Origin of the sequence: Methanobacterium bryantii, from assembly GCF_002287175.1 — an archaeon.
In the GTDB taxonomy this organism is placed as follows: domain Archaea; phylum Methanobacteriota; class Methanobacteria; order Methanobacteriales; family Methanobacteriaceae; genus Methanobacterium_D; species Methanobacterium_D bryantii.
Window position 1 is genome coordinate 91,924 of the sequence record NZ_LMVM01000037.1, and the last position, 24,751, is coordinate 116,674.

A 24,751-nucleotide genomic window follows, 5' to 3' on the forward strand; every position below is an offset into this window, starting at 1 on the left:
TATGGACTTTAATTCAAAACATTTATATTTATAACCGTGATATATGGATATTGAATAGCTTAAATACGTGTTTAAGTTAATAATTTAAGCTTTGAGATGAAAAAAAGTTTGATTGGGCTTAGAAATTATAAAAAATGCATAATTAAAAAATTAAGAAAATGATAACAATAGAACTCTTATTGGATTTAGCAGAAAAGATATGTGTAATTTTAGTAATTGCATATCTGATAACCAGAACTAAAATTTTTCATGAAGTCCTGGACAGGAAATTTACCATTAAAAACATGGTATTTATCATTCTTGTTTTTGGTGCGCTGTCTATTTTCGGAACATATTCTGGAATAACTATTAATGGGGCAATGGGAAACGTTAGAGACCTAGGACCTATGATAGCGGGGCTTGTTGGAGGCCCTGTGGCGGGTCTTGGTGCAGGACTTATTGGGGGTCTTTACAGATATTTCTTCTTAGGGGGAATCACTACATTTCCCTGTTCTTTATCTACAGTACTTGCAGGGCTTTTTGCAGGTATTATATACATCCTGAACAAGCGTAAATTCATTGGAATTATGGGTGCCGTATTGTTTGCAGCTTCCATGGAAGCATTTCACATGATTCTTGTTTTTTTACTTGCAAAACCATATCCTGAAGCATTTGTAATTGCACAGGAATTAAGCATACCTATGATAGTTTCTAATGCCATGGGAATGCTCATATTTGCATATTTCATCACTAATCTCACCCGGGAAAGAAAAACAACTAAAGAAAGAGATGAATACTTTGATGAACTTCAAAGAAAGAAATATGAACTTGAAATAGCCCATGAAATCCAGGAAAGCTTTTTACCTCAGGAAATGCCGAATTTAGATGGTTATGACATATTTGCACTTAATTTACCTGCAAAGGAAGTGGGTGGTGATTTCTATGATTTTATTCCAATTTCCAAGGATAAAATAGGAGTTACAATTGCAGATGTTTCTGGTAAAAGCGTTCCAGCAGCACTTTTCATGGCCGTTTCCAGAACAATTTTAAGGGCAAAGGCCATGGGAAACAGCAATGCTGCAGAAGTCATTGAAGACGCTAATAAACTCATAGCTGAAGATTCTGATACAGGAATGTTTGTTACCCTCTTTTATGCCATACTTGACCTTAAAAATAAAACTATGGAATATGTAAATGCGGGACACAACAATCCTGTGCTTTTTATAAGAAAAACAGGGACAATGGAATGTTTAAATGCTAAAGGGATAGCTTTAGGTGCTATAGACACGATAGAACTGGAAGAAAAACAAATAGATCTGGAAAGCGGCGACTTAATTGTCTTTTATACCGATGGAGTTACTGAGGCGATAAACGATAAAGAAGAATTTTTTGGCAAAAAAAGGCTTTATAAGCTAATTAAATCACATTCTGACTTAAATGCAGAAGGTATAGTTAATAAAATAAAGGAAGAGGTAATATCCTTCAGCCAGAGTCAATCTCAATTCGATGACATCACCCTAATGGTTATAAAGGTGAATTAAGTGATTCAATGTACTGCCCTTGAGATAAGTGCTAAACTGGAAAAAATTCCCATTTTATCAAAATTCATAGCTAATTCTATGATTAAATTTGGGTTAGGGGACTATGGACAATTTCAGGTTCAACTGGCAGTTGAAGAAGCTGTGGCAAATATAATAAAACACGGAAGTCTTGAAGTAAATGATAAAATCAGTATTAAATGTCAAAAAATTGATAATGAAATTCATATTATAATTGAGGACCCGGGCAAGCCGTTTAATCAAAAAGATGTTTGCGAACCTGACTTAAAAATTTCACCTTTAAAACAGGACCCTGGTGGTTTAGGAATTTATTTCATTAAAAAATACGTGGATAAAATTAATTATACTTATAAAGATGGAAGGAATATATTAACTCTAATAAAATATGCTTAAACTACTTTTTATTAAATTGCAGGTACAACCAGACAAGAGGTTATAGGATCTGCTGCAGTGGGTGTTGAGCTAGGTGGAGGTCCCTCATTAGTTCTGGTTAGAAATCGACTTATCAAATTTTAGATGACCTTGAAATTAATGATAATTTATCTTTTACTTTTTTATTCAATTTTTCTTGTTTTTGGTTTAAAGTTTAAATAAAGATATGAAAATATTCAAAACAAAAAAAAAACCAGTTATTGCTTTAAATGCGAAAAAACAATTTAAAAACCGAAAATTAATTAATTCATTGGTTGTCTGATGTTTGTATTCTTACATATTTATTCCATCTCATATTGAACATATCTGCCATAGAAGACGCTACTGCTGGGCTAGGGATCCATAAAGCAACTACTTTGTTAAGATCTAAAATATCTTCATGTATTTTGGGGAATATAATCAACAATTCTTTTTCATCGACTATTACGTATTTGATAGGTGGTTTTTCTGAAATTATCATGTCTGGTTGGACTTCATTGAATGCCTTGACGAGATCAATTTTACCTTCACTGGTCTTTACAACATTACATGCAATAATTCGAAAGCTAATACGATTTCTTTTGGCTTTGGGAATGATAGATTTTAGGGATTCGACCTCTTCTGGAAAGTATATGTCACCGAGCATCATGACACTTTTCCTGGCTTTTGATACCATATCTAATGATTTAGCAGTAATGTGATCCTTGCCATGGATCAACCATACTTTAGGTATTTCCTTTTTAATCTGCGGGTCATACATCATCGACATTTCGCTAAGTAGTGTATCGATTTCCGTAAAAAGAGTGGATCTGTGTTCATCAATTATGTTCCGCGGGTCTCGGGCAGTAAATAGCATAGGCCGCCCATGCTCTACATTTACCCATCCCTCATCTTCTAACTTATTTAAAACATCATAAATCTTTGTCCGGGGTATACTTGCCTCTTTGGCAATGCTTGTAGCGTCAATGGGGCCGAAATTTGTTATAACGATGTAAGTCTTCGCGCCGTAATTTGTTAAACCAAGCTTCTGCAAAGATGATAACATCTTCTCATCAAACATCATACTTGTCACCTGTTCACCTGTTAAAGTTACATTATAGTTATATGGGTTACATTTATTATTGTTGTATATAAATAAGGGGGAATAAAAATGGAAACACAAATATCTATTAGAGACAAGGGAATAGGTGGCGTTAAAGGCGAAAAAGTAAATAAAACGGCAATTTTGCTGATTGCTACTCTAGCTTCATTTTTAACTCCATTTATGGGTACATCATTAAATGTTGCACTCCCAACAATTTCAAGCGAATTAACTGTCAATGCAATTCTTTTAAGCTGGATTACAACCGCATTTTTTTTAACATCAGCAATGTTTGCAGTTCCTTTTGGTAAAATTGCTGATATTTATGGAATGAAAAAGATTTTTACTTATGGTATTGTAATTCTCACTGTAGCTTCTTTTCTGGCAGCTGTAGCTACTTCAGCTGAATTTCTTATTATAACCCGAGTCGTTCAGGGTATAGGAAGTGCAATGATATTTGTAACAGGACTTGCTATTATAACATCAATATTTCCTTCTAAAGAAAGAGGTAAAGCGATAGGAATAAATATCACTGCAGTTTATGTGGGACTTGTCATGGGACCTGTCTTAGGAGGTTTTTTAACGCAGTACTTAGGATGGAGAAGTATATTTTGTTTCGTTGTGCCTCTTGGATTACTTGTAATAGCACTTGTACTTTGGAAAATGAACGGAAAAGAATGGGCGGCATGTAAAGGTGAAAAACTAGACTATTGGGGATCTTTACTGTATATTCTAATGCTTGCACTGATTTTAATAGGATTCTCGAATATTACTGGAACACTTGGAATGACTATGGTCATTTTAGGTATTGTAGGGTTTATAGGTTTTGTTATATGGGAATTAAAGGTTGAAAATCCAGTTTTAGAGATAAAATTATTTTTAAACAATAGAATGTTCGCATTCTCTAATCTAGCAACACTTATAAGTTATATGGGTTTATTTGCAGTAGGTTTTCTGCTGAGTTTATACTTACAGTTTATAAAAGGATTTGATCCCAATGTAACTGGACTAATTCTTGTGGTTCAAACAGCTTTCATGGTAATTATATCTCCATTTGCAGGTAGACTTTCAGATAAGTTCGATTCTGGAAAATTAGCTTCGTTAGGAATGGGAATAATAACTATTGGCTTATTAATTTTTGCAATTATAACTGCAGAAACCAGTGTATACGTTATAATATTAGGTTTAGCTATTTTAGGAATTGGAGTCGGAATATTTTCAGCTCCCAACACACATACTATCATGGGATCCGTAGAACGGAAATATTTTGGTTTAGCTTCTGCAACCGTAAGTACAATGAGACTTTTAGGCCAAACTTTCGGTATGGGGCTGATTTTAGCAATATTTGCTGTTTATGTGGGGGCAGTTCAATTTAATTCACAAAATTATCCGGAGCTCTTAACAAGTATTCAGGTAGCTTTCTCTATCTCAGTAATATTAAGCATAATAGCAGTTTTTGCATCCCTAGCTAGAAACCGAAAATGAGTGAAATTTACTCCAATGCTGTGAAATAATGGAATTTAAACAATTAATACAAAAAAGATATTCTAAATTGTATAGAAGTATCGGAGAGTGATTAAATGAAAATTAAATACACGACCATGATAGTTAAGGATATTGATGAGTCAATTAAATTCTACAAAGAAGTTATGGGATTTGAAATAGACAGCCAGTACGATCTCGGACCTGCAGGAACAATTACACTGCTTAAAGGTGAAGGAGAAACCATGGTAGAACTCATTAAAAATCCTGCAGATGAACCTGGACTGTTTTCAATAGGTATGGATGTTGAAGACATAAACGCCACGGTAAAAGAACTCAAATCAAAAGGCGCCAGGATCACAATGGAACCCATGCCGATAACAGTTGGATCCCTTGCATTCCTGGAAGATCCAAATGGAGTTCGAATAGCGTTAATTCAACACAATTAATCCTTTTTTTTAAAATTTTGTAATTTTCAGTTAAATTAATTGACGTAAAATGTGGGACATATTTTCTAGTTTTTTGGTAAAATTAGGAAAATCGTAATTTTCTACTCTTTTAAAGGTTGAGAAAAACTGTCAAAAATCTACGATTTTTGACGCCGTAGAAAATTACATTTTCTCGGCCCCGAACATTTCATGTTCGTGGGCGACAAACACGTGGTGTTTGTCAGCTACGTTTTTCCTGAACATTCGAAAAATTGTAAATTTTTGACAGTTTTTGAGGGCTCCCAAAAAAATCAAAGATTTTTTTGAGGATTTTAATAGTCTTCGAGGGCCCCAAATTTTTAAAAAAAAATTTGGAGGTTGAGAAAAATCTAAAAGATTTTTTGAACCCCAAATTTTTAAAAAAAAATTTGGAGGCTTTTATAAAATTAAAAAAAACAGATTGAATATTTGCCGCAGTTAAAAGCTGATTTGATATCCATCCCTTTAATTAGTACGAATATATAAGATAGTATTACATTTATATGAAATAAGTTCTATATCTATTAAACAGCAGATAAATGTTGATACTAAATAATATGTTGATATTATGGAATATTACGAAAATGAAGAATTCTGGTTTTTACTTTTTAAATTAAGATTACTTGCAAATAAGGATAAACGTCTTAAACCAAAAAGAGCCGATGGATTTAGAAGATCATTTGAAGATATAAATAGAATTAAAGAAGATGCACGTAAGTTCAGGGATAATGATAAATATCTGGAAATAATTATAATGGCAGATGAACTTGAAGAAGCGTTAAAAGCAGAAATAAAGCAAAAAAATTATCAAATAGACGACTTTAAGGATTGAATAAATTAGGCGAGTCCTAATGGGAATTAGGACCTGTAAGTCCAATAAGAAACTGTTAAATTCACAATTTTAGCCGCACGGCACTTATATTTTTAAATCATTGGATCAAAAGCCATTAAAAAATACTTTTTTAAATCTTCAAAATTAAAATGCATATTTAAGCAAACTTGCCGTTATGTTGGTTAAGGAGAAACAAGAGCAATTTTTAAAGGCTAAAAAAGCAATAATCAGTTTTAAAAACTCAACTAATTTTGGTCATATAGTTTATATGAAAAAATAAAGGTTAAAAGAGGTTATTTTCTCTTTTTTTTGCTTTTAGAAGTATCTGTATCGCTTGCAGTGTTTTGTGTAGCGTTTACCACAGTCATATTTGTATAAGCTGGTTGTCCTGTTACTGGAATAACAGCACTAATTGACCCGTATCCATTGCTTATGCTTGTAGTGGCAGTATTTTCTCCAACCGCCTGATTTTGACTGTTATATGATGTTAATTTAACTGTTACTTGAGAATAATCGGTGTTACTCGTGCTTTTTAGATTTCCAGTGACCAGCCAACTGGTTTTTTCTGCATTATTCCACTGCCCATTAAGATTCCCGTCTATTAATATGTCAGTTTGTGGATTTACATTGTTAGAACTTGTACATCCAGATGTACCCAAAATAATAACTAAAATAAAACAAATGCTCAGTAAATATAGATATTTTGCCTCCATTGAATCATCCCCCTATATTGTTTAATTAAACAATATATTAAACAGGGTAATATACTTATTTGAAGAAGTCTGTGTTTAAATTGAGTACTGGTTCATAAAACTAGACGAGTTTTAACTATGAAGTTGTTGTATTTTTTTATAATAGAGTTTTTTAAGGTATAGTAACTAAACTATTCCGTGTTTTATGCTGTATTTTATCTAAAAAATGGAATTTACAATTATTTTTTTAAAATATGAAACACCTGTGACGTTCTGGAAATGGCTGTTAAAACATGCAGAATTCATTTTTGAGGTTATAAAGTTTAGAAATAGAAAGATGCATGGAAACTAATAGAAAATGGAATATTTCAATATAACAATTCGCTCATGTCTATGATCCTGTGCATGAGTTATACTTTATGTTAAATTGTAGTTTTAATTGATTATAGTGGATTTATCTTAAAAAATACAATTTACTTAACCAGACACACGAGTGAAGCGATATTATCTACACAACATTCGGGCATGAGCGAAACAATTTAAACATTGGATGGGGTTATATTAATAATATTAATATGATATTTGAAAATATTGAATTTAATATTGATATTTTCAATATATTTATATAGTATAACTTAAGAATATTAAATTGCATTAGCATAATCTTGATTATTTGAAGTTATGAATAAATATTTTCAAGGGGGGTATCATGAAGGCAAAAAAATTAAAAATATACATTAAAACATCCAAGTTCTCAGTTCCAATCCCTGCATTACGATTTTCGACGCTTAGATGGATTTCTAAACTTATAATCAAATACAGCCCTTCTAAAATGAGAACGGGGTGGCTGCCTCAATCTGCTGAATATGAAAATATTGAATCAATTTTAAAGAACATAACCTGTAAAGATGTCGACCAACTTATCGACCAGTTGAAACAGGAAGAACCGTTTGAAATGGTGGATATTGAAACCTACGATGAAGATGAAGGAAAGACAGTCGTTAAAATTTACACAGTGGGGTGAAATGGTTTATGAAGCGTGAAGTACCTGGAAACTGTCCAATATGTGGCGGTGAAACTAAAGTCACAGAGATACACTGCAGGAAGTGTGAAACAACCATCAAAGGTGAATTTGATCTATGCAAGTTCTGCAGATTAACTGAACAACAGAAATACTTCGTTGAAGTGTTTATTAAAAATAGAGGTAATATTAAGGAAATTGAAAAGGAATTAGGGATATCTTATCCTACTGTAAGAAATAAACTGGATGAAGTGATTTTTGCTTTGGGACACAAGGTTGAAAAACCTGCTGTTAATCAAAAAGAGATTTTAGAGAAGCTCAGCAGGGGAGAAATTAGTAAAGAAGAGGCTTTGAAGTTACTCAATGGGTAATGTTATTTTAAAAATATGGAGAAGATTCAATGATGTCTAAAAACATATCAGAAGAAAGGATAAAAATTTTGGAAATGGTTGAAGATGGAAATATCGATGCATCTGAGGCAATGGAGCTGCTCAGCGCATTGGAAAGAAATTCAGAAGAAGAAATTGTACCTAAAAAGGATGTTAAATGGTTAAAAGTTAGGGTAAGTACCATGGAAAATGAGTCAAAGGTAAATGTGAACATACCTCTGGCCCTGGTTGATGTGGGATTAAAACTTGCAAAAACATATGACCCTAAATTAAAGGAATCAGGCCTCGATAAAATTGACATTGAAGAAATTATGGAGGCTGTTAAAAATGGGGCAGAAGGGAAAATTGTCGACGTGGAAGATGAAGAAAATCAAACCAGAGTTAAGGTGTACGTGGAGTAGAAATTGGGCCGATTAAAAATCATCAGGGTGCTGCCTACAGACAAAATAGAGCTTGAAATAGTTAAAGGGGATTATTTTCATCATTAAATTTCAAGGGCCTTAATACCTGTGAGTAATGGGATTCAAGGCATATCTGTGGAAAATGCACCCCGTATATATTTGGTGATATTTCAGCTCCAGATTATGGTTGTATAACAAACAGAATGAATGACTATTTAAGATTGTTATCTTTTAAAAATTTTAGATGGTTAATTTAGATAGCTTTTTTTTGAATTATTTTGATAAAACTGGTAATAGATGGAATTAAGCTGTACTTTCTTTTGGTGGTCTTGATCTTTTAATAAAGACTCCTATAACTCCGCCAACGGCACATATAACTCCGTAAAAAATGCTGGCTATTACTGCAACTGGAACTCCCCCTGCAATAAACATAATAAGCAGATCCCTATTTGTTCCAACAGGATAAATAAAACTATTCGTAACTGTTCCAATTAAAACAAAAATAAGGCCCCCTATAAATCCTGCAACTGCCCCATTAATTGCAGCATTTTTAGTATTGCTACTTGTTAAATGGCCTATGATTGAAATGTGCTCAATTTCAATGTCTGTTAAATAACCTACCATTAGTCCTGCTATTAAAAACCCTATAATTCCCGCCATTAATCCACCAATAACATTCCTTGCCAGGACTAAACTTAAAATTAGCGCTATAATACTCCCTAAAATTACAGATTTCCAATCATCCACTCAAACCACCTCTTATACCTATTCCTATTTGTTAATAAATTAATATAAATGTTTATATATTAATTTTAGCTTCTATGTATCTTAAATGAATTTCTTTAGGCTGATTGATTGGTTTAGACGTGATATAATATCATTAATATATTTAAATTGATTTAATTAAAAAATTAGCTCATATTATAAATTTTAGAGTTAAATCGAGAATTTTAATCATTTAAAGTGGTTATAGCATGTTAAAGCTTAATCAGATACTGGTTTGAAAAAAATAAGATTTCGTTAATTTGGTTAATTTTAGTCACATAACTGATGTGTTTTGGAAATACAACTGTAATATTATTCATTTTCCCATGTATTAGACATAAATCTGCTTAAAATTTATGCAGACTAATTAAATTCTTAAACTCTTCATTAGTTAACCTTTATACTATTATTTAAAATATTAGTAAAAGCTATCATTAAATATTGGATAAATGTGGAGATTAACCCGGTATCAGCCCAATTTCAGTTAAAATTTTTTTAATGCAGGTGGATTTAATTGAATTATAAAGAACTAAAAAGAGATCTTTTAATAGTGGGAATTTTAGTATCATTTCTTACGCCATTTGTTAGAGCATCCATTAATCTGGCATTACCGGCTATAGCTTACGAATTTGATTTGTCTGCTGTATCTTTAACATTGATATCAACAGTTTATCTTCTTGTTAATGCTATACTTTATATTCCATTTGGTAGGGTTGGGGATATATACGGGCGAAAACGTATCTTTCAATATGGATTAATTATTTTCACAATAAGCTCATTTATATCAGCTTTTTCCACTTCTGGAGAAATATTCCTTTTTACCCGGATTTTTCAAGCTGTAGGTAACGCAATGGTATTCGCTAATTTAAATGCCATGGTATCATCAGCATTTCCTACAAACGAAAGAGGTAGGGCATTTGGACTAACATCAATGGGTGTTTTCGTAGGATTAATATTTGGGCCAATACTTGGAGGGGCTATCACTGAAATTGTAGGATGGAGAACATTATTCTATTTAGATACTGTAATAGGAATAATAGCAATTTTTGCCATCACCCGGTTTAAACATGATTGGGTAGATGCAGAAGGAGAGAAATTAGATATTTTAGGATCATTCCTGCTGGGTATATCTCTTATATTCATAATTTATGGTTTTTCAGATTCCACCAACAGTTACAGCCTATTTCTTATAGTTACCGGAATAATAGGACTTTTAGCATTTTATCTAGTCGAAAAAAGAGTTGCATTTCCTTTGATTAATTTAGGTTTATTTAAAAGTAAAAGTTTTACCTTTGGAAATATCACTGCATTTATAAATTACGGCGCATTTGTATCGGTAGGGTTTATTTTAACCCTCTATTTACAATATTTAAAAGGTTATAGCCCTCTTACAGCAGGCTTAATAGTTTCTATTCAGTCAATTATAATGGTCATTGTATCTCCATATGCTGGAAGATTATCGGATAAAATAGATCCTAGAAATGTATCCGCTGCGGGGATGGTGTTAACAACCGTTGGTGTAGTTCTTATGGCATTAATTAACTATGATAATGCCACATATTTGGGAGGCTTATCTCTCATTATTTTTGGAGCGGGTATCGGTTTATTCTATTCTTCAAATACCAAGGTGGTTATGAGTGCAGTGGATAATAAATATTTTGGAATAGCTTCAGCAACATTAAGTAATGTGAGATCTATGGGACAGATATTTGGAATGGGCATAGTAACGTTAATTATTTCTGCTATTTTGGGAAATGCGCAAATTATGCCTTCCAATTATCCAGAACTTTTTATAAGCATAAAAATTGCATTTGTTGCCATCGCTGCTTTAAGCGCAGTTGGAATTTTCACATCAGTATTGGAAGATTAAAAAAAATAATTTATTGCTACATGGAATTTGCTAAACTCGGATTATTTTAACCTTACGGTTGTTATACTATGTTATAATGGATTTTTTCCAATTTATGATACATATATCTGCCATAAACCTAATTTATTCTATAAAATTAATTTTTTTAGAAGATCCCATTATAATTTGTTCTGCAGTAAGTTGAAGGTAATTCTTCAATTCGTTATTTATCTCTTTCAATAGTTATTTCCATTCCTATGTCCTGAAATCTATTAATATCTGCCTTTTCTAGTCTACTCAAAAAATCCCTTTGGTGTTTCTCCTTCTAAGAAAGGTTCAATGAAAGCAATTAAAAGGTCGGTCTGAGTAATCACGGCAGTATGTGATGTTGCCGGCATAATAGCAAGACGTGAATTCGGCAAGGGCTTGTCCATATCCCCCATAACACCTCCACCAAGCAACCGAAACAGGGATACTATATGTTCGAGTGTTGCTCCGTCTGCATCACCATTAATAATAAGCACAGGGGTTTTCAATTTTTTAACATCTTCTTCCAGTGCCATAGGTTCCTTTTCGAGAGCTATCAGCTTTTCCACAAGTGCAGGAAACCCATCTGGATTAGGGGCAAGCTTACGATAGTCTTCAGCAAAAGGCATATTAAGAAACATCTCAACGGTCATTTGGGGAATGAATTTCCTGAACTCTGGCTGCCAGCCTTCAATATCATAGGCACCTGAGCAAAATATAAGTTTATTTACCTTTTCCGGATGGCGGATTGCAAGCTGCAGTCCGGTTATAGCACCCAGGGAATAACCGAATATATCAGCTTTTTTAAGGCCTACCTCGTCCATAAAAGCAGCTATATCGTCTGCCAGGTTCGGATAAGTGATGGGGCGGTCAATGTCATTTGTCCGACCATGGCCCTGGAATTCGAGCGCATAAGCCTTGTGGGCCCTGGCGAGCTTGGGAATTATTTCTCCCATCGATATTATGTTCATATAAGCGCCGTGCAGTACGATTAGTGGGCCGCCCTTGCCGGAGACTTCATAATACATTTTCATTCCGTTTACGTTGGCGTATTTACCTTCTCTTTCAATCAATTTGACCTCTCTCCTTTTATTTAAATATTTAAGCCTTAAATACAATTTCGAGACTATGTGGCCATATTTAAATCCCCTATAAATCAATAAAAAATATGATATAATATTAAATATAGAAAAAGTATTATATATAATTTAATTATATCATGGGTGTAAAAAATGAACCCTAAAATCAGGTTTAAAACATTTAATAATGAAGTCCATGATATTTTAACTGAAAATATTGGGAAAACAGAAATTAAAATCATAAAATACAACGAAGAGCACTTCAAAGAAGAAATATTCGGTGAGTGTCCCAAAATTAAAGAAAATGAAACAACATGGATTAAAATGAATTATCTTACAGAAGATAAATCTTTAAAAAAGCTTAGTAAATGCCTGAATTTAAATGAACATGTTCTAAAAAGAGTTTTAACATTGGATTATATACCTGATATTGAAGATTATAAAAATTATATTTATTTAACATTAATTGCGTTAAATGTCAAAAAGAAAACCAGAATAGAGCGAACACAGATTAGTATCATTTTAGGGAATAATTATGTAATTTCAATACATCCGGACAATGCTGAAATATTGAACCCAGTAATGAATAGATTAAATGTCCGTGAACATAGTATTAGGACTAAAGGGGCTGATTATTTAGCTTACACCCTTGTAGATACTATTCTGGATTCTCAAATAATTACATTGAAAGAACTTGAAGGTGATCTTTCAAAGGCAGCTGAAAATATAATGGATGAACCATCTAACGAAAATTTTAGATTAATTCATACATATAGGGCTGAACTTGATAAAATAAGGTATGATATCCTCCCACTTCAACAGATAATCAATAGTATGGAGCTAACTGAATCACCTTTAATAAATCAATCAACTAACACTTTTTTAAAGAATTTTCAAAGCCATGTAGCCCAAGTAGTTACTAGGATTGACACATTATCAGGTAGAATTACTGAGATACGCGATATATATAATTCGTCAATGAGCAGGAGGTTAGATGAAATTGTCAGGGTTTTAACTGTGGTAACAGTATTATTTGCCCCAGGAACTTTCATTGTAGGAATTTATGGTATGAATTTTCAGTTTATCCCTGAACTTGGACTGCCCCTTGCATACCCACTTGTTTTACTTATAAATTTTGTACTTATAATTAGCCTGCTCATATACTTCCGGAGGAGACACTGGATATAATTTTTAAACATTATAATTCCTTAATTCTATTTTAAGGTTAATTTAAGAACTAATTAGGTTAGATATATAAAAATAAGTCAATCACTGTATTACAGCAAAAAGCCCACTACATTAACGAACTACATTTAAAAAGAAAAGGGATTAAAACCTCCTAATTAGTATGCTAATTTTGTACCGAAATATTTATTATAATCATTGTTCGTTGCATTGGTTTCGTTTATAACCTGTTCAACACTTAGTACATTTGGGAATCCGCTGTTGTATCCATTTCTCCATCCATAATATTTGATTTTATAGGTTCCCCCAACTTTTAACTGGTTAAAAATATCCCGTGTATTGAATTTTTGGAACAGGAAGTTTTCATTATTAAAGAACCCTTCATTACTGGTTGTAACAAGCATTAATTCATTTGCATTGTCTATAACCATCCTACCATATTTATCGGCAATTATTCCGGGTTTAGTTTCCCATCCTTGAACTGTAATTATTTTTTCTTGTACAGATGGTACTTCATATGCACTCCACCAGTATACACAGCCGAGTGGGTAAACTGCTATGATTGATACAATAAAAGCTAAAACAAACGTTATAATTAGTGATCCTTTATGATTTGATCCCCTGTGATGCGGTTCTTTGTGAGGTGGTTTCTTATGATGCGGTTCCTTGTGATGTGATTTATTATGGGGTGATTCTTTATGGTGTGTTTCCTTATGGTGTGGTTCCTTGTGATGCGGTTCCATATCATTCAGTTTTTTCCATTTTACTACCGCCACAACTGTAGCGATAATTAACGGGATTACTATATACATGCCTACCTGTATCAGCAGTCCTTCTAACCAACTTGGTGCTACAAACATTTTTATTCTCCTGTTTCCTGATTAAATGATTTACGTTAGACATCGACAATTAAATTAGTCTATTGTTAAATGAGAATAAAAACATTACTTTTTATATTAAAAATGAAGATTTTTTTTAAGCTTAATTTCAGTAAACTCGCATTCTGCCACTCAAAATATGTCAAAATCTTAAAAAATCGAAGATTTTTTATGCAGAGAAAAATTCTACGAATTTTTCTCCAGCTTCGATTTGCAACCTAAAAATTTGTAGAATTTTATTTAAAAAGAAAAAGGGATTAAAACCTCCTAATTAGTATGCAAATTTCGTACCGAAATATTTATTATAATCATTGCTAGTTGTATTTGTTTCGTTTATAACCTGTTCAACACTTAGTATATTTGGGAATCCGCTGTTGTATCCATTTCTCCATCCATAATATTTGATTTTGTATGTTCCCCCAACTTTTAACTGGTTGAAGATATCCCTTGTATTGAATTTCTGGAACAGGAAGTTTTCATTATTAAAGAACCCTTCACCGTCCTTTGCAACAAGCATTAATTGATCTGCATTACTTATAACCATCCCGCTATAATCACCGGAGACCATTCCGGCCTTAGGTTCCCATCCTTGAACTGTAATTATTTTCTCCTGTACCGATGGTACTTCATATGCACTCCACCAGTATACACAGCCAAGTGGGTACATTACTATGGCTGATACCATAAAAGCTAAAGCAAACGTTATAGCTATTGATAACTTCTTTGATTCATTGTAATATGGTTCTTCATAATATGGTTCACCAGGATATGCCTTTTGATGTGGTTTATCCTTCAATTTTTTCCATTTTACTAGCCCTAAAATTACAGCGATAAGTAAAGGGATTCCTATGTATATACCTGCCTGTATTAATAGTCCTTCTAACCAATTTGGTGCTATAAACATTTTTATTCTCCTTGTTTTTTCTGATTAAATGATTCGCGTTAAACGTCGACAATTAAATTAGTCTTTGTCGAATAAGAATAAAAACATTACCTTTTATATTAAAATATGAAGGAGTTAAGCTTGATTTCGTTAAACCTAACTTGTTTCTAGTCGTATGGCCCTTATATTTAAGTGATAATAAGGTTCTCATTTTTGCATTGGATTATCCATTTGGGACCTAAACTATTTTTTATGGTAATTTTTAAAAAATGGTAAAAATTTTGTATTAGGTAACTAATTTTATATTCCTTAATTAATATAATAACCATTAGAATTAATTTCTGGTTGTGAGAGTTGATCTGGTGGTAATCTAATGGAGCAAATAGAAATGTTGAAACATGTAGATGCACAGGGGAGGATAGTACTCCCTAAAAAATGGAGAGATAAACATTTGAAAGATCCTTCTGTAGTGATGCTTGTAAAAGATGGTGAAATAGTTGTAAAAGCCAATGAACCTGAAGATATAAGCGATCTCATAGATTCAGTTGAACTGAATATAAAGTCTGATTTAGGAGATTGGGATGAGGTCAGGAAAGAGCTGTATGATATAGGTCAAAAGAAGAGAAGGATGTGAAAACTTGAAAATGGTGGACGCCAATGTTTTCATCCACGGCATACTAAAGCCGCGCAAAAACATCTCAAAAAGCAATAAAGAGCTGAAAAAAAGGGCAAATAATTTAGTTTTAAGGATAAATAAAGGAGAACCTGTTGGAATTTGTGTAATTCAGTTATCTGAAGTTATACGCATCTTCGAAAACCTTAAAGAACATGAAATCGCTTTTAGACTTCAAAAATTCTTCTTAAAAAGCCCAAGCATCAAAAAATTCCCTGTTTACGAAGAAGACTTTTTGCACGCGCATAGTCTCGTTGATAAATATAGAGACAATAAAATTAGCTTTAACGATGCATTAGCTTACAGCGTGATGAAAAGGGAAGGTATTGAAGAGATTTATTCTTTTAGTGCACATTTTGATATTTTTGATGATATTAAAAGGCTTGAAGGATGAAATTTCAATGTTTTACAGCCACATTGTTTTATTCGTTAAATTTGAATAATTCGCCGCCTGTCTGCTGAATTTTAGCAGCAGTTAAAGTGTGCAGATTTTTTGGTGTATTTAAGCTCATCAGTGTAATTAAGTAAACTAAAAATTCAAGTGAAATGAAATACACTTGTGTAGCCAGATAAACTTTAAATGGTAGTATACATAAATTCATTAGTGTAATCGAGTAAACTAAAAATTCAAGTAAAATACCTGATGTAACTAAATGGGGGATTATATGCCAATTTTACCATTAGGAATTCCTACAGATTTGGATAAATATTTTTACAACCGCGAAAAAGATATAATAACGATAAAATCCTTTTTAAATACACTTAACTATGGTGTAGCTAATCAAATGTTAGTTACAGGATATAGGGGCGTTGGTAAATCATTTTTATTGAAGAAACTGTTAGCAGAATTACCTGATAATATTCTCACGGCATATATAGACATGTCTAAAATATTCGGTATTCAAAAAGGCAAGATAACAGAAGAATTAATAATGAACAGCCTTTTAGAAGCAATGAATGAGTCACTGCGAGAAGATATGGATGATTTGACAAAATCATATGATATAGTTAAGGATCTTATAAGAAAACTCCAGCCCTCAAACACAAAGCGTTTGGGGCCCCAAAATTCTACGAATTTTGGACGGCAGAAAAAATTTGATTTTAAAGAAGCAGGGACAGCTATGGGAATAGCAATTCCTGATATTAAGGATAACTACGAAAAACTCAGTAAATTTGTAATGGAATTCCCCCAAAGAGTTGTTGAGCTTTCAAATGGAGAAATAAGCGGTTTTGTAATAGTAATAGATGAATTCCAACTTATCGGCGAATTAGATTCTCCAGAAGCATTTTTCTGGTTGTTCAGGAGTTATACTCAGGAACAGGATAACGTGAGCTATATTTTTACAGGGTCAACATCTGCATCCAGTGATATTGTAGATAAAATAAATGGTATAAAAGGGGCTTTTGGGGGTAGAATGACCCAGTATACTGTTGACCCATTCACAAGGGAAGAATCTGAAGGTTATTTAAAAGAAAAAGTATCGGAGTTAAAATTTACTGAAAGTGGTTTAGAACGATTTTATAAATGCACAAGGGGATACCCTGCGTATATAAACAGCTTTTGTAATACAATGTCTGGAGATGTAGAATATGATGATGAACTGGTTATCCAGACATTCTATGAAAAAATTGAGCAGGTTGCCATTATGTGGACTGCAGTATGGGCCACACTTTCAGGTAAAGAAAAAGATATCATTACAACCCTTGTTGAAAATGGGCCGTTAAGCTGGAGTGATTTATTGGCCGGAGTAGACTTTTCCAATAAAACGCTTGCAAAATATGTGAATATAATAAAAAATAAGGGCATACTGTCCCATTCAGGTAAAAAATACATGATTGAGGACCACATGTTATTGGCCTGGTTGGGGTATAAGAAAGAGAGGGACGGTTTTTACCCGCCTTAATTCGTTAAACTCGACTATAACGAAGTTAGTATGTTAAATAATTTTTAATTTAGTAGTTAAGTTACTGTAGTTGGTTAATAAAAAATTTAAATAGTTGATAAATTTAGCTATTAGTCTCTATTTTTTAAACTAAATGGTATTAATAGTTAATTAGTCATTTTAAGGCTTTGGATAAACATATACATAAACGCTGTAATTTTCACCCTGTTCTGATAACTCTTTTTCAAATCCTATTGGATTTTTTATGTTATAACCTGGATCGTATACGAAACAATATAATTCTTCTATTTGGGGATGTTCTTTATAGGAATGTATGTCAATTTTTAGTTGTTCACTCATTTTTTTTGTAGAATTTTTCTTTGTATATGATGCTGCAGTGGTTGATTTAATTTCAATACCAATTGATTCATCTTTCATTATAAAGTCTATAAGAGAATTAGAACCTGCACTACTAGGAACAGATTCTTCATCATTTATATTATCAAAAAATAACCATAATAAACTATGCATCAAGTCTTGAACATCGTATTCATCGTCGATCTCTAGTGTTTCCCTGTCATCATGTCTTATTAATAATTGTTGTGATACCAAATGGAACTTTTTAAATAAATGTTCAAGTACATCTTTATTTGTAGATTGAATTTTTGTAGTAGAGTCAATTTCTGATTTATCTTTTTTCTTTGTAATACAATCTTTTAACAGTCTAATGTTATATTTTATTTCTCCATGTTTATTTATTTCAGTAGAAGATACATCATACTTCATATTTTTAGTAGCTAATGCGCTAAGAACGCCTCCTACGGCACTGGACATGAAATTACCTTTATCATATGGTGCTACTTCTTGTATTCTGTTTATTGATGTACAAAGGCCTAAAGAGTGGACTTCTTTAAGTATTTTGTTAAATTCTATTCGATGAAATTCATATGAATCATGATTTCCGTTAGTATAAGTCTCATTAACCTCTTGATATAATCCGTATATCCTATCCTTTAATTCATTTAACATATAATCACTCAAAATTGAAAATAATAATTTTATCAATGAATTTTAATCTTATTTTATATCTCAATCTGATTTGGTCCATTCTTCTGGCACTAACTTTTTTTCAGAATCCCATCTGTCAATTATACGTTCTTGGAAAAATTTATCTTCAAAATCAGCATGATCTGTGACAATTATCTGGAAATCTGGCCTAATTTCTTTGATGAATTTATATAAAAGTTTATAAATATCTAAAACATCTTCATGTTCTCTTTCTTTCTTTTCTTTACTCGCATTTTCGGGTATGAAATTGCTTTGTGATGGTTGATCTATATAAAGAAATCTGGGAACTGGTCTATTATTCTCTACAAACCATTTGTGAAGAGCTAAGTGTGTAAGTATATGGTAACCTCTATGTGTTGCACTACTACCTATTTTAGACATTGGACGTGGACCTTTTTCAAAATGAACTAATAATGTTAATTTTTTGTAGTCAAAAGATAATGGACATTCCGGATGTTGTAAGTTTAAGAATTTAGCCCAATTATTTATGCTTTTGTTTATCTCCTCTAAAATTTTTTGCATACGTTCATTGTATTTTTTAGGGTCTGTTTCTTCTTTCAGATGAGATATTCTATCATTTATTTCATCGATTTCGAGCTGGAGATCTACATCTTCTACTAAATCAGAAATACTATCGACGTAAAGATCAATCTGGCCTCTTAAATAAATCTTTTTTTCTGAATTTTCTTTAAGTCTTTTAAGCCTTAAGTTAGAATCTTGTATTTTTTTTCTAGACATTCTATTTTCTTTTAGTTTCAATTCAAGATTGTATTTTTTATTTTTAAGATCTTCTAAAACTTTTTGCATTTGTGGAGAATTTTCTTCAACATCTCTAATTTGAGATTCTAATTGTTTTGAAGATTTTTTTAATTGTTCTAATGATGGAATTTTTTTGTCATTTATTTTTGATTCGCAAATGGGACAATAATTAATATTATTGTGATTATCTTCAAATAATTCAATACTTTTAATTTTTAATAATTGTGAATTTGCTTCATTGGAAAAACCACTTTGATAAGTATTAAGTTCTTCTATAGACTTTATTTCTCGCCTAGTTCTGTTTAATTCGTTCCTTAAATCATTATTCTCTTCAATTAGTTTATCAAAAACTTCATTATGTTCATTAAAGTCTTCATGATACTCAATAGGCATATCTCGTATTTTATTGAGCATTTTAACACAGTTTTCCCAAGTATCTGGGACAAAACTAATACTAGTGAGCCCAATATTTTGAGCCTCTAAAATTAAATTTTTAGCAAGGCTTAAATCTGCTCCTCTGACGGCTTCAAATTCAGATTGTTTTCTAAGTAGAAGTTTTAACCGTTTTTTTTGTTTTTTAAGTTCTTTAATCTTTTTTATTAAATCATCACTGTAAGCATCAAGAAAATAGGGCAGAGTCAACTTCATATCATTAACTGCGAAAGTATCTTGTTTGTGAAATAGAAATTTATTAGTTGTAAGTTCACTTTCTTCTTGGAAATTATAATATAGTGAATGTCTTATATTAGCTGGAAATTTCTTTCCAGAATTTGATTCTTGTATATTATTATCTATTCCACATAATTGTGTTAATAATGCTGTTAAGACATCTAAATTGCCTATTTTTTCTAATTCAGAGTAAGGGGGTATTTCTAATTCTGACTGAACTTTATAAAATATTTCTTCGGAAGATTTTTTATCATCCGTTGGTATTTTTCTAGCTACAAAAGCTTGACCATTTTTTAATTGAAGCTTTAATCCTACCCAATCTACATTATCGATAGTAGGCCCTTCAGGAATTCTACAATCACCACTTCCTAAGCAATATTCAGTTATCCCTATCAATGCAGTTTTACCTGTTCCACCGAGACCCGTTATTATATTTAAATCTCCTAATTTGAATTTTATGGAGTTTTGATCTCCTTTATGGTTATATAACACTATTTCCATTATTTGAAAAGTTATGGTCTGACCCCCCACATTGTCATGATGTTCTGGGCTGGCCCTGCCTTTGCAAACCACCTGCCAAGAAATCTTGAAGTTTTAATGCAATTATAAGCATCCCCTTTTAATTTTCGCATAGATTCATTTACCTTGGATTTTTCATTGCTTTTTAAATTACTATTCTCATCTAATTGTATCCATTTATGAGAAAATCCAAATAATAAAGCTTCTTTAGTAATGGGTTTTAATGAAATTGTTCTTTCAGGGAAAAGTATGCGAGATTCTTGATGTTTCAATATCCAAGGAGCTAAAGAAGTCCTTAAGTCAGGAAGCGAATTTCTTGTGGGGCGATGTAATATAATAGGTAATATAATAAAAGATAAGGGAAATGGCATTCCTTTGTTATTATTAAACTCCATATAGCCAACAATTGAAGACGTGAGTATATTACAGCAGAAAGCAGGATTAAACAAATAAGCTTCTTCTGGGGGACGTTGATTCCATGGTTTCATAAAATTCACTTTTCTAATAAATACATCAATCTTTCTTTGAATTCGGGATGCCAACCAACATGAAGATCATCAGCAAGTTTTTGATAAGTGCCTCTAATTACATATGGTTCTGTACATTCTGGACGTATATAACATGAGGCTTTAGTCTCAACCCAGGAATATATGGCTCTAGCTGCTTTTTTCTTTTCTCTTTCTGAAGCAATTTCGCCCATTTCATCTTTTTGTTGCTCAAAAATATATTCCCATTCTTCCATCAACTTTTCTTCATATTTTTCTAGCTCACCTGGAAATAGAAAACCATCCTCAAGCCATATTGAACGTTGCTCATAAGCCCTATAATAATTTTTAATAGCACGAAAAACTCTTTTATTGCTAACATTTATCATCTTTAATTGTTTAACAAAAATTCTATCATCATGGCTGGAATCATCGACTAACCAGCTTAATCTTTCTTCTATTTCATCATCATCGATAGGTAAGCTATCTTCTTTAAATTGATCGCGTAGAGAAGACATTTGTCCAAGAATTTCTGAACTTGAAATATTTATTTTCTTTTCAGGCAGTACATGTTCACATACTCTTCTAATCCACCAACCCTCGAGTCTTTTCAAAAAAGAATCCCAATCCTTTTTATTTGCAGCAGGTATAATTTCTTGAATAAGCAACTTGTCTAGATCTAAAATAGAGGGTGCAGAATCAATAACAAATATATTACTTAACAATTTTTCTTTTTCACTTTCTGAAAGGGATCTAAACGCTTTATACCCTGGAAGATTAGTTTCATTTGTTTTTTCAGAGGATATTTCATTAAATGCTTTTAATACTTCTTTAATATCCCTTAAATCATCATCTGACTTCAAATATTTTATAATTGTGTTATTTGGGACTTCAGCAGTAGTTATGAGGAAAAAATTGGAGTTTATGGGTATAGTATTGTTTTTTATCCCTTCACCCCATATGCGAATACTTTTCCAAAGTTCTTTGGAACGATCTGTTAATCTAGTTTCTTCTCTTAAGTGATGTTTTGTTTGTAGAATCTCCATGGGTTTAAATTCTTGGTGAAATACTACATCATCTAATGTTTCTATTGAAATTGAAAATTCATCATATAATCTATCTTTAATTTTAACTAAACTATTATACAATGCATATCTAACTTGATACATATATCCTAAATAAGAAGCATTAGCGCTAAATTTAGATGTTTTATTTCCCATATTATCTGCTCAAAAGGATTACTAAATAAAGAGTAGGTAAATCATACTTATAAATTAATATGATTTTAATTTTAGGTTGGATTGTATTATTAAAAATAAAAAGTTAGTTAAGAATAAACTGGAAAGTACTTAAAGTGAATAAGGGAGACGTATTCTCTTATAACCGATTGGAATTTTTATTTTTTAGTATAAAATGAATTAAGAAAAGGATTGAAAAAGAATAATTATATTTCACTCTTCTAATTATATAGTAAGGCATGTAAAAAGAGTTTAACTTAACAATGATTCTTCCTTTTTCTTTATAGTTACGTAAAAATTAGTATTAGACATTAACTCTTTCAAAATGAGCTATTAATATCTTGAGACTAAAATAAAAACAATATAAATTCAAATAATAAAAAATATGGTTAAATGATGAGTAATCTTTTAATATAACCTTTTCTTATTCTTATTTATGGGAACTATAATTAAGGAAATAAAGATATCTGATGATTCATATTCTTTTATTTCTGAGGGGAAAGAAGGAGATGTTTTAAAGAATTTATCCAAGATTAACATTTTTGTTGGGCAAAATAACTCTGGTAAAAGTCGGTTTTTAAGATCTATAGTTAAAAATCGTGATCTTAAGTACTTACCAAATAATAATGATTATATTGAAATTAATGAATTTATCCGCCGATTAAACGATGCAATTCAAAAATTTATTTATAAACATAAACGTCTGCTTAATTCGCAGTATATGCAAAAATTAAATTCAAAATTACATGAAGTAACTGAAATTGAGTATTTAGAATATGGGGAAAATCATTTAATCTCTCTTTTTGAACTCAATGATTTAATAAAAAGTTTAGATGTCACTAGTTATTCAAATACAGATCCAGAAGAAATGGGTATGAGAAATGATATAGAAGTATCCTTAAACACTGATTTAGAGGAAAATGTACATTTAGCAGAACCTCTAGGAAAAGAACTAATAAATATCTTAGATAAATGTTCATCCAGTTTAGAAAAACCTTTAAAAGACTATAATTTTGATTTTGAATTTAATAAAATTTATATTCCTATTTTAAGAGGGTCACGCACAATTAATTTAGGAGTAAATACTAGAAATTATAATTATAAAGATATGAAGGATTATTCTCTTCCTTATGATATAGATAGTGATTTATATAAATTTCGTACTTTATTAGATTATTTTGCCTCAGAAGTCGAAGAAGATCCTTCATTTTCAGACACGGTATTTACAGGACTTAGTACGTATGATGCAGTTAGAAATCATAAAGTTAGTGAAGATGAGGAAAAACAAGATTTAATGGATGAGTTTGAGGAGTACTTGTCTGAAAATTTTTTTGTGAATGAAAAAGTCAAAATCACTTCTGCTGATGATGAAAATGGGAATAAAAAAGATGTTATCATAGTCAAAATAGGAAACGAAAGAGGAAAACCCATTTATGATCTTGGTGATGGAATTCAATCAATAATTACTATAACTTTGCCTCTATTCCTCATAAAAGATAAAATTAAAGGCAATGAGAATGTATTAGTTTTTATAGAAGAACCAGAACATCTTTTGCACCCAAGTTTACAGCGAAAATTAATTGAAACATTTAATGATGAACGTTTTAAAGGATTTCAATTCTTTTTTACAACTCATTCTAACCATTTCCTGGATATTTCGTTAGATTTTGAAGGTATTTCAATGTTTACAGTGAGTAAACACTTAGATGATTATAATAACTCTAAATTTCTGGTTAAAAATGTTGATTTTGGAGATAATAATCTATTGAACTTATTAGGCATTAGAAGTTCATCAGTTTTCCTTACAAACTGTAATATTTGGGTAGAAGGGATTACAGATGTCCTTTATCTCAGGCGATTCTTTAATATTTATCAAGACTATATGAAAAAGAAAAATAAAAATTTTAAAAAATTTGATGAAGATCGACATTATTCTTTTTATGTGTATAATGGCAGTGATATTACTAATTTACTAGATTTAAGCATAGATACTGATGATCGGAGACTTAACAGACTTTTAGTTGTAAGGGATGGGGATACAGAGAAAGTAAAACATAAAAAAGCAGAAAATGACGAATTAAAAAATAAATTAAGCAATAAATTTAAGTTACTTGACTGCTGGGAAGTCGAAAACCTTTTAGCTGAACATGTAATTCTTAAAACATTAGAAAAAGATAAAAGATATAGAAATAAGATTTCAAATAAAACATTTAAACCAAAAGAGTATAAAAATGGGGATTTAGGAGATTTCATAAAAGTAAATGTTTGTGGAAATCAAATAGGGTGGAATCCTATTAAAAAGAAGAAAAAATTTTATGAAAGAGTAGAAAAAAATATTGTAGATTGGGATGACCTTTCAAAGGGTATGCGAGAATTATGCGATGAAATTCATAATTTTATAAAAGAAAATAATTTATGATTCATATAAAAATAATTAGTATCGTGTCTCCTTTTCTCTAAACGATAGCGAAACTTAA

24 protein-coding genes are annotated in these 24,751 nt (G+C 31.5%); 14 read left to right on the plus strand and 10 right to left on the minus strand.

Annotation, left to right across the window (positions count from 1 at the left end):
* The first annotated feature begins 158 nt into the window (after nucleotides 1–158).
* Both ASJ80_RS12430 and ASJ80_RS12435 read left to right on the plus strand, forming a co-directional pair.
* Nucleotides 159–1,520 (plus strand): SpoIIE family protein phosphatase, encoded by a 1,362-nt coding sequence (locus ASJ80_RS12430; protein WP_069583183.1) that lies wholly within the window; start codon nucleotides 159–161, stop codon nucleotides 1,518–1,520.
* Nucleotides 1,521–1,931: an ATP-binding protein gene (locus ASJ80_RS12435; RefSeq protein ID WP_069583182.1), complete on the plus strand. Its 411-nt coding sequence runs from the start codon at nucleotides 1,521–1,523 to the stop codon at nucleotides 1,929–1,931.
* Nucleotides 1,932–2,217: 286 nt separating this feature from the next.
* Here ASJ80_RS12435 and ASJ80_RS12440 read toward each other — a convergent pair whose 3' ends face one another.
* A complete protein-coding gene (locus ASJ80_RS12440; protein ID WP_069583181.1) occupies nucleotides 2,218–3,012 on the minus strand; it encodes a TrmB family transcriptional regulator in 795 nt (264 codons plus the stop codon).
* Between the two features lie 87 nt (nucleotides 3,013–3,099).
* Between ASJ80_RS12440 and ASJ80_RS12445 the strand changes: the two genes are divergently transcribed.
* From ASJ80_RS12445 to ASJ80_RS12455, 3 genes are all read left to right on the plus strand, one after another.
* Nucleotides 3,100–4,515: an MFS transporter gene (locus ASJ80_RS12445; RefSeq protein WP_069583180.1), complete on the plus strand. Its 1,416-nt coding sequence runs from the start codon at nucleotides 3,100–3,102 to the stop codon at nucleotides 4,513–4,515.
* A 95-nt stretch (nucleotides 4,516–4,610) separates the two neighbouring features.
* Nucleotides 4,611–4,961 carry a VOC family protein gene (locus tag ASJ80_RS12450; protein ID WP_069583179.1) on the plus strand — a complete coding sequence of 117 codons (351 nt, stop codon included), beginning with the start codon at nucleotides 4,611–4,613 and terminating at the stop codon, nucleotides 4,959–4,961.
* Between the two features lie 586 nt (nucleotides 4,962–5,547).
* Nucleotides 5,548–5,811 carry a hypothetical protein gene (locus tag ASJ80_RS12455; protein ID WP_069583178.1) on the plus strand — a complete coding sequence of 88 codons (264 nt, stop codon included), beginning with the start codon at nucleotides 5,548–5,550 and terminating at the stop codon, nucleotides 5,809–5,811.
* Between the two features lie 293 nt (nucleotides 5,812–6,104).
* On the opposite strand, the gene ASJ80_RS12460 is transcribed toward ASJ80_RS12455, so the two are convergent.
* Nucleotides 6,105–6,524 (minus strand): hypothetical protein, encoded by a 420-nt coding sequence (locus tag ASJ80_RS12460; protein ID WP_069583177.1) that lies wholly within the window; start codon nucleotides 6,522–6,524, stop codon nucleotides 6,105–6,107.
* Between the two features lie 688 nt (nucleotides 6,525–7,212).
* Here ASJ80_RS12460 and ASJ80_RS12465 point away from each other — a divergent pair.
* The 3 genes from ASJ80_RS12465 to ASJ80_RS12475 are packed head-to-tail and all read left to right on the plus strand — an operon-like array spanning nucleotide 7,213 to nucleotide 8,314.
* A complete protein-coding gene (locus ASJ80_RS12465) occupies nucleotides 7,213–7,527 on the plus strand; it encodes a hypothetical protein (protein WP_069583176.1) in 315 nt (104 codons plus the stop codon).
* Between the two features lie 8 nt (nucleotides 7,528–7,535).
* Nucleotides 7,536–7,895, plus strand: a complete 360-nt coding sequence (locus ASJ80_RS12470; RefSeq protein WP_069583175.1) for a DUF2089 domain-containing protein — start codon at nucleotides 7,536–7,538, stop codon at nucleotides 7,893–7,895.
* Nucleotides 7,896–7,924: 29 nt separating this feature from the next.
* Nucleotides 7,925–8,314 carry an SHOCT-like domain-containing protein gene (locus ASJ80_RS12475; protein ID WP_245837575.1) on the plus strand — a complete coding sequence of 130 codons (390 nt, stop codon included), beginning with the start codon at nucleotides 7,925–7,927 and terminating at the stop codon, nucleotides 8,312–8,314.
* A gap of 303 nt (nucleotides 8,315–8,617) precedes the next feature.
* Here the strand turns inward: ASJ80_RS12475 and ASJ80_RS12480 are convergent, their stop codons facing one another.
* The gene (locus ASJ80_RS12480) at nucleotides 8,618–9,061 is read right to left on the minus strand and encodes a DUF5518 domain-containing protein (RefSeq protein ID WP_069583174.1); all 444 of its coding nucleotides are present in this window, start codon (nucleotides 9,059–9,061) and stop codon (nucleotides 8,618–8,620) included.
* A gap of 532 nt (nucleotides 9,062–9,593) precedes the next feature.
* Between ASJ80_RS12480 and ASJ80_RS12485 the strand changes: the two genes are divergently transcribed.
* A complete protein-coding gene (locus ASJ80_RS12485; protein ID WP_069583173.1) occupies nucleotides 9,594–10,949 on the plus strand; it encodes an MFS transporter in 1,356 nt (451 codons plus the stop codon).
* A 272-nt stretch (nucleotides 10,950–11,221) separates the two neighbouring features.
* Here the strand turns inward: ASJ80_RS12485 and ASJ80_RS12490 are convergent, their stop codons facing one another.
* Nucleotides 11,222–11,989: an alpha/beta fold hydrolase gene (locus ASJ80_RS12490; RefSeq protein WP_083240901.1), complete on the minus strand. Its 768-nt coding sequence runs from the start codon at nucleotides 11,987–11,989 to the stop codon at nucleotides 11,222–11,224.
* Nucleotides 11,990–12,187: 198 nt separating this feature from the next.
* Here ASJ80_RS12490 and ASJ80_RS12495 point away from each other — a divergent pair, with 198 nt between their 5' ends.
* On the plus strand, nucleotides 12,188–13,222 hold the full coding sequence (locus ASJ80_RS12495) for a CorA family divalent cation transporter (protein ID WP_069583171.1): 1,035 nt from the start codon (nucleotides 12,188–12,190) through the stop codon (nucleotides 13,220–13,222).
* Between the two features lie 155 nt (nucleotides 13,223–13,377).
* Here the strand turns inward: ASJ80_RS12495 and ASJ80_RS12500 are convergent, their stop codons facing one another.
* The gene (locus ASJ80_RS12500; RefSeq protein WP_069583170.1) at nucleotides 13,378–14,079 is read right to left on the minus strand and encodes a DUF1523 family protein; all 702 of its coding nucleotides are present in this window, start codon (nucleotides 14,077–14,079) and stop codon (nucleotides 13,378–13,380) included.
* A 289-nt stretch (nucleotides 14,080–14,368) separates the two neighbouring features.
* On the minus strand, nucleotides 14,369–15,001 hold the full coding sequence (locus ASJ80_RS12505; RefSeq protein WP_069583169.1) for a DUF1523 family protein: 633 nt from the start codon (nucleotides 14,999–15,001) through the stop codon (nucleotides 14,369–14,371).
* Nucleotides 15,002–15,353: 352 nt separating this feature from the next.
* On the opposite strand from ASJ80_RS12505, the gene ASJ80_RS12510 reads away from it, so the two are divergent.
* The 3 genes from ASJ80_RS12510 (at nucleotide 15,354) to ASJ80_RS12520 (ending at nucleotide 17,557) form a co-directional block, all read left to right on the plus strand.
* Nucleotides 15,354–15,614, plus strand: a complete 261-nt coding sequence (locus ASJ80_RS12510; RefSeq protein ID WP_083240897.1) for an AbrB/MazE/SpoVT family DNA-binding domain-containing protein — start codon at nucleotides 15,354–15,356, stop codon at nucleotides 15,612–15,614.
* A gap of 10 nt (nucleotides 15,615–15,624) precedes the next feature.
* Nucleotides 15,625–16,047 (plus strand): type II toxin-antitoxin system VapC family toxin, encoded by a 423-nt coding sequence (locus ASJ80_RS12515; protein WP_245837585.1) that lies wholly within the window; start codon nucleotides 15,625–15,627, stop codon nucleotides 16,045–16,047.
* Nucleotides 16,048–16,318: 271 nt separating this feature from the next.
* A complete protein-coding gene (locus ASJ80_RS12520; protein ID WP_069583167.1) occupies nucleotides 16,319–17,557 on the plus strand; it encodes an AAA family ATPase in 1,239 nt (412 codons plus the stop codon).
* Between the two features lie 159 nt (nucleotides 17,558–17,716).
* On the opposite strand, the gene ASJ80_RS12525 is transcribed toward ASJ80_RS12520, so the two are convergent.
* The 4 genes from ASJ80_RS12525 to ASJ80_RS12540 are packed head-to-tail and all read right to left on the minus strand — an operon-like array spanning nucleotide 17,717 to nucleotide 22,256.
* A complete protein-coding gene (locus ASJ80_RS12525) occupies nucleotides 17,717–18,565 on the minus strand; it encodes a PD-(D/E)XK nuclease domain-containing protein (RefSeq protein ID WP_083240896.1) in 849 nt (282 codons plus the stop codon).
* Nucleotides 18,566–18,625: 60 nt separating this feature from the next.
* The gene (locus ASJ80_RS12530; RefSeq protein ID WP_069583166.1) at nucleotides 18,626–20,533 is read right to left on the minus strand and encodes a DUF3732 domain-containing protein; all 1,908 of its coding nucleotides are present in this window, start codon (nucleotides 20,531–20,533) and stop codon (nucleotides 18,626–18,628) included.
* Nucleotides 20,534–20,544: 11 nt separating this feature from the next.
* Entirely contained in the window at nucleotides 20,545–21,039 is a 495-nt protein-coding gene (locus ASJ80_RS12535) for a three component ABC system middle component (protein ID WP_069583165.1), read from the minus strand.
* Between the two features lie 5 nt (nucleotides 21,040–21,044).
* A complete protein-coding gene (locus tag ASJ80_RS12540; RefSeq protein WP_069583164.1) occupies nucleotides 21,045–22,256 on the minus strand; it encodes an ABC-three component system protein in 1,212 nt (403 codons plus the stop codon).
* 454 nt (nucleotides 22,257–22,710) lie between these two features.
* On the opposite strand from ASJ80_RS12540, the gene ASJ80_RS12545 reads away from it, so the two are divergent.
* Nucleotides 22,711–24,693, plus strand: coding sequence for an ATP-binding protein (locus ASJ80_RS12545; protein ID WP_069583163.1), 1,983 nt, complete (start codon nucleotides 22,711–22,713; stop codon nucleotides 24,691–24,693).
* The last annotated feature ends 58 nt before the right edge of the window (nucleotides 24,694–24,751 follow it).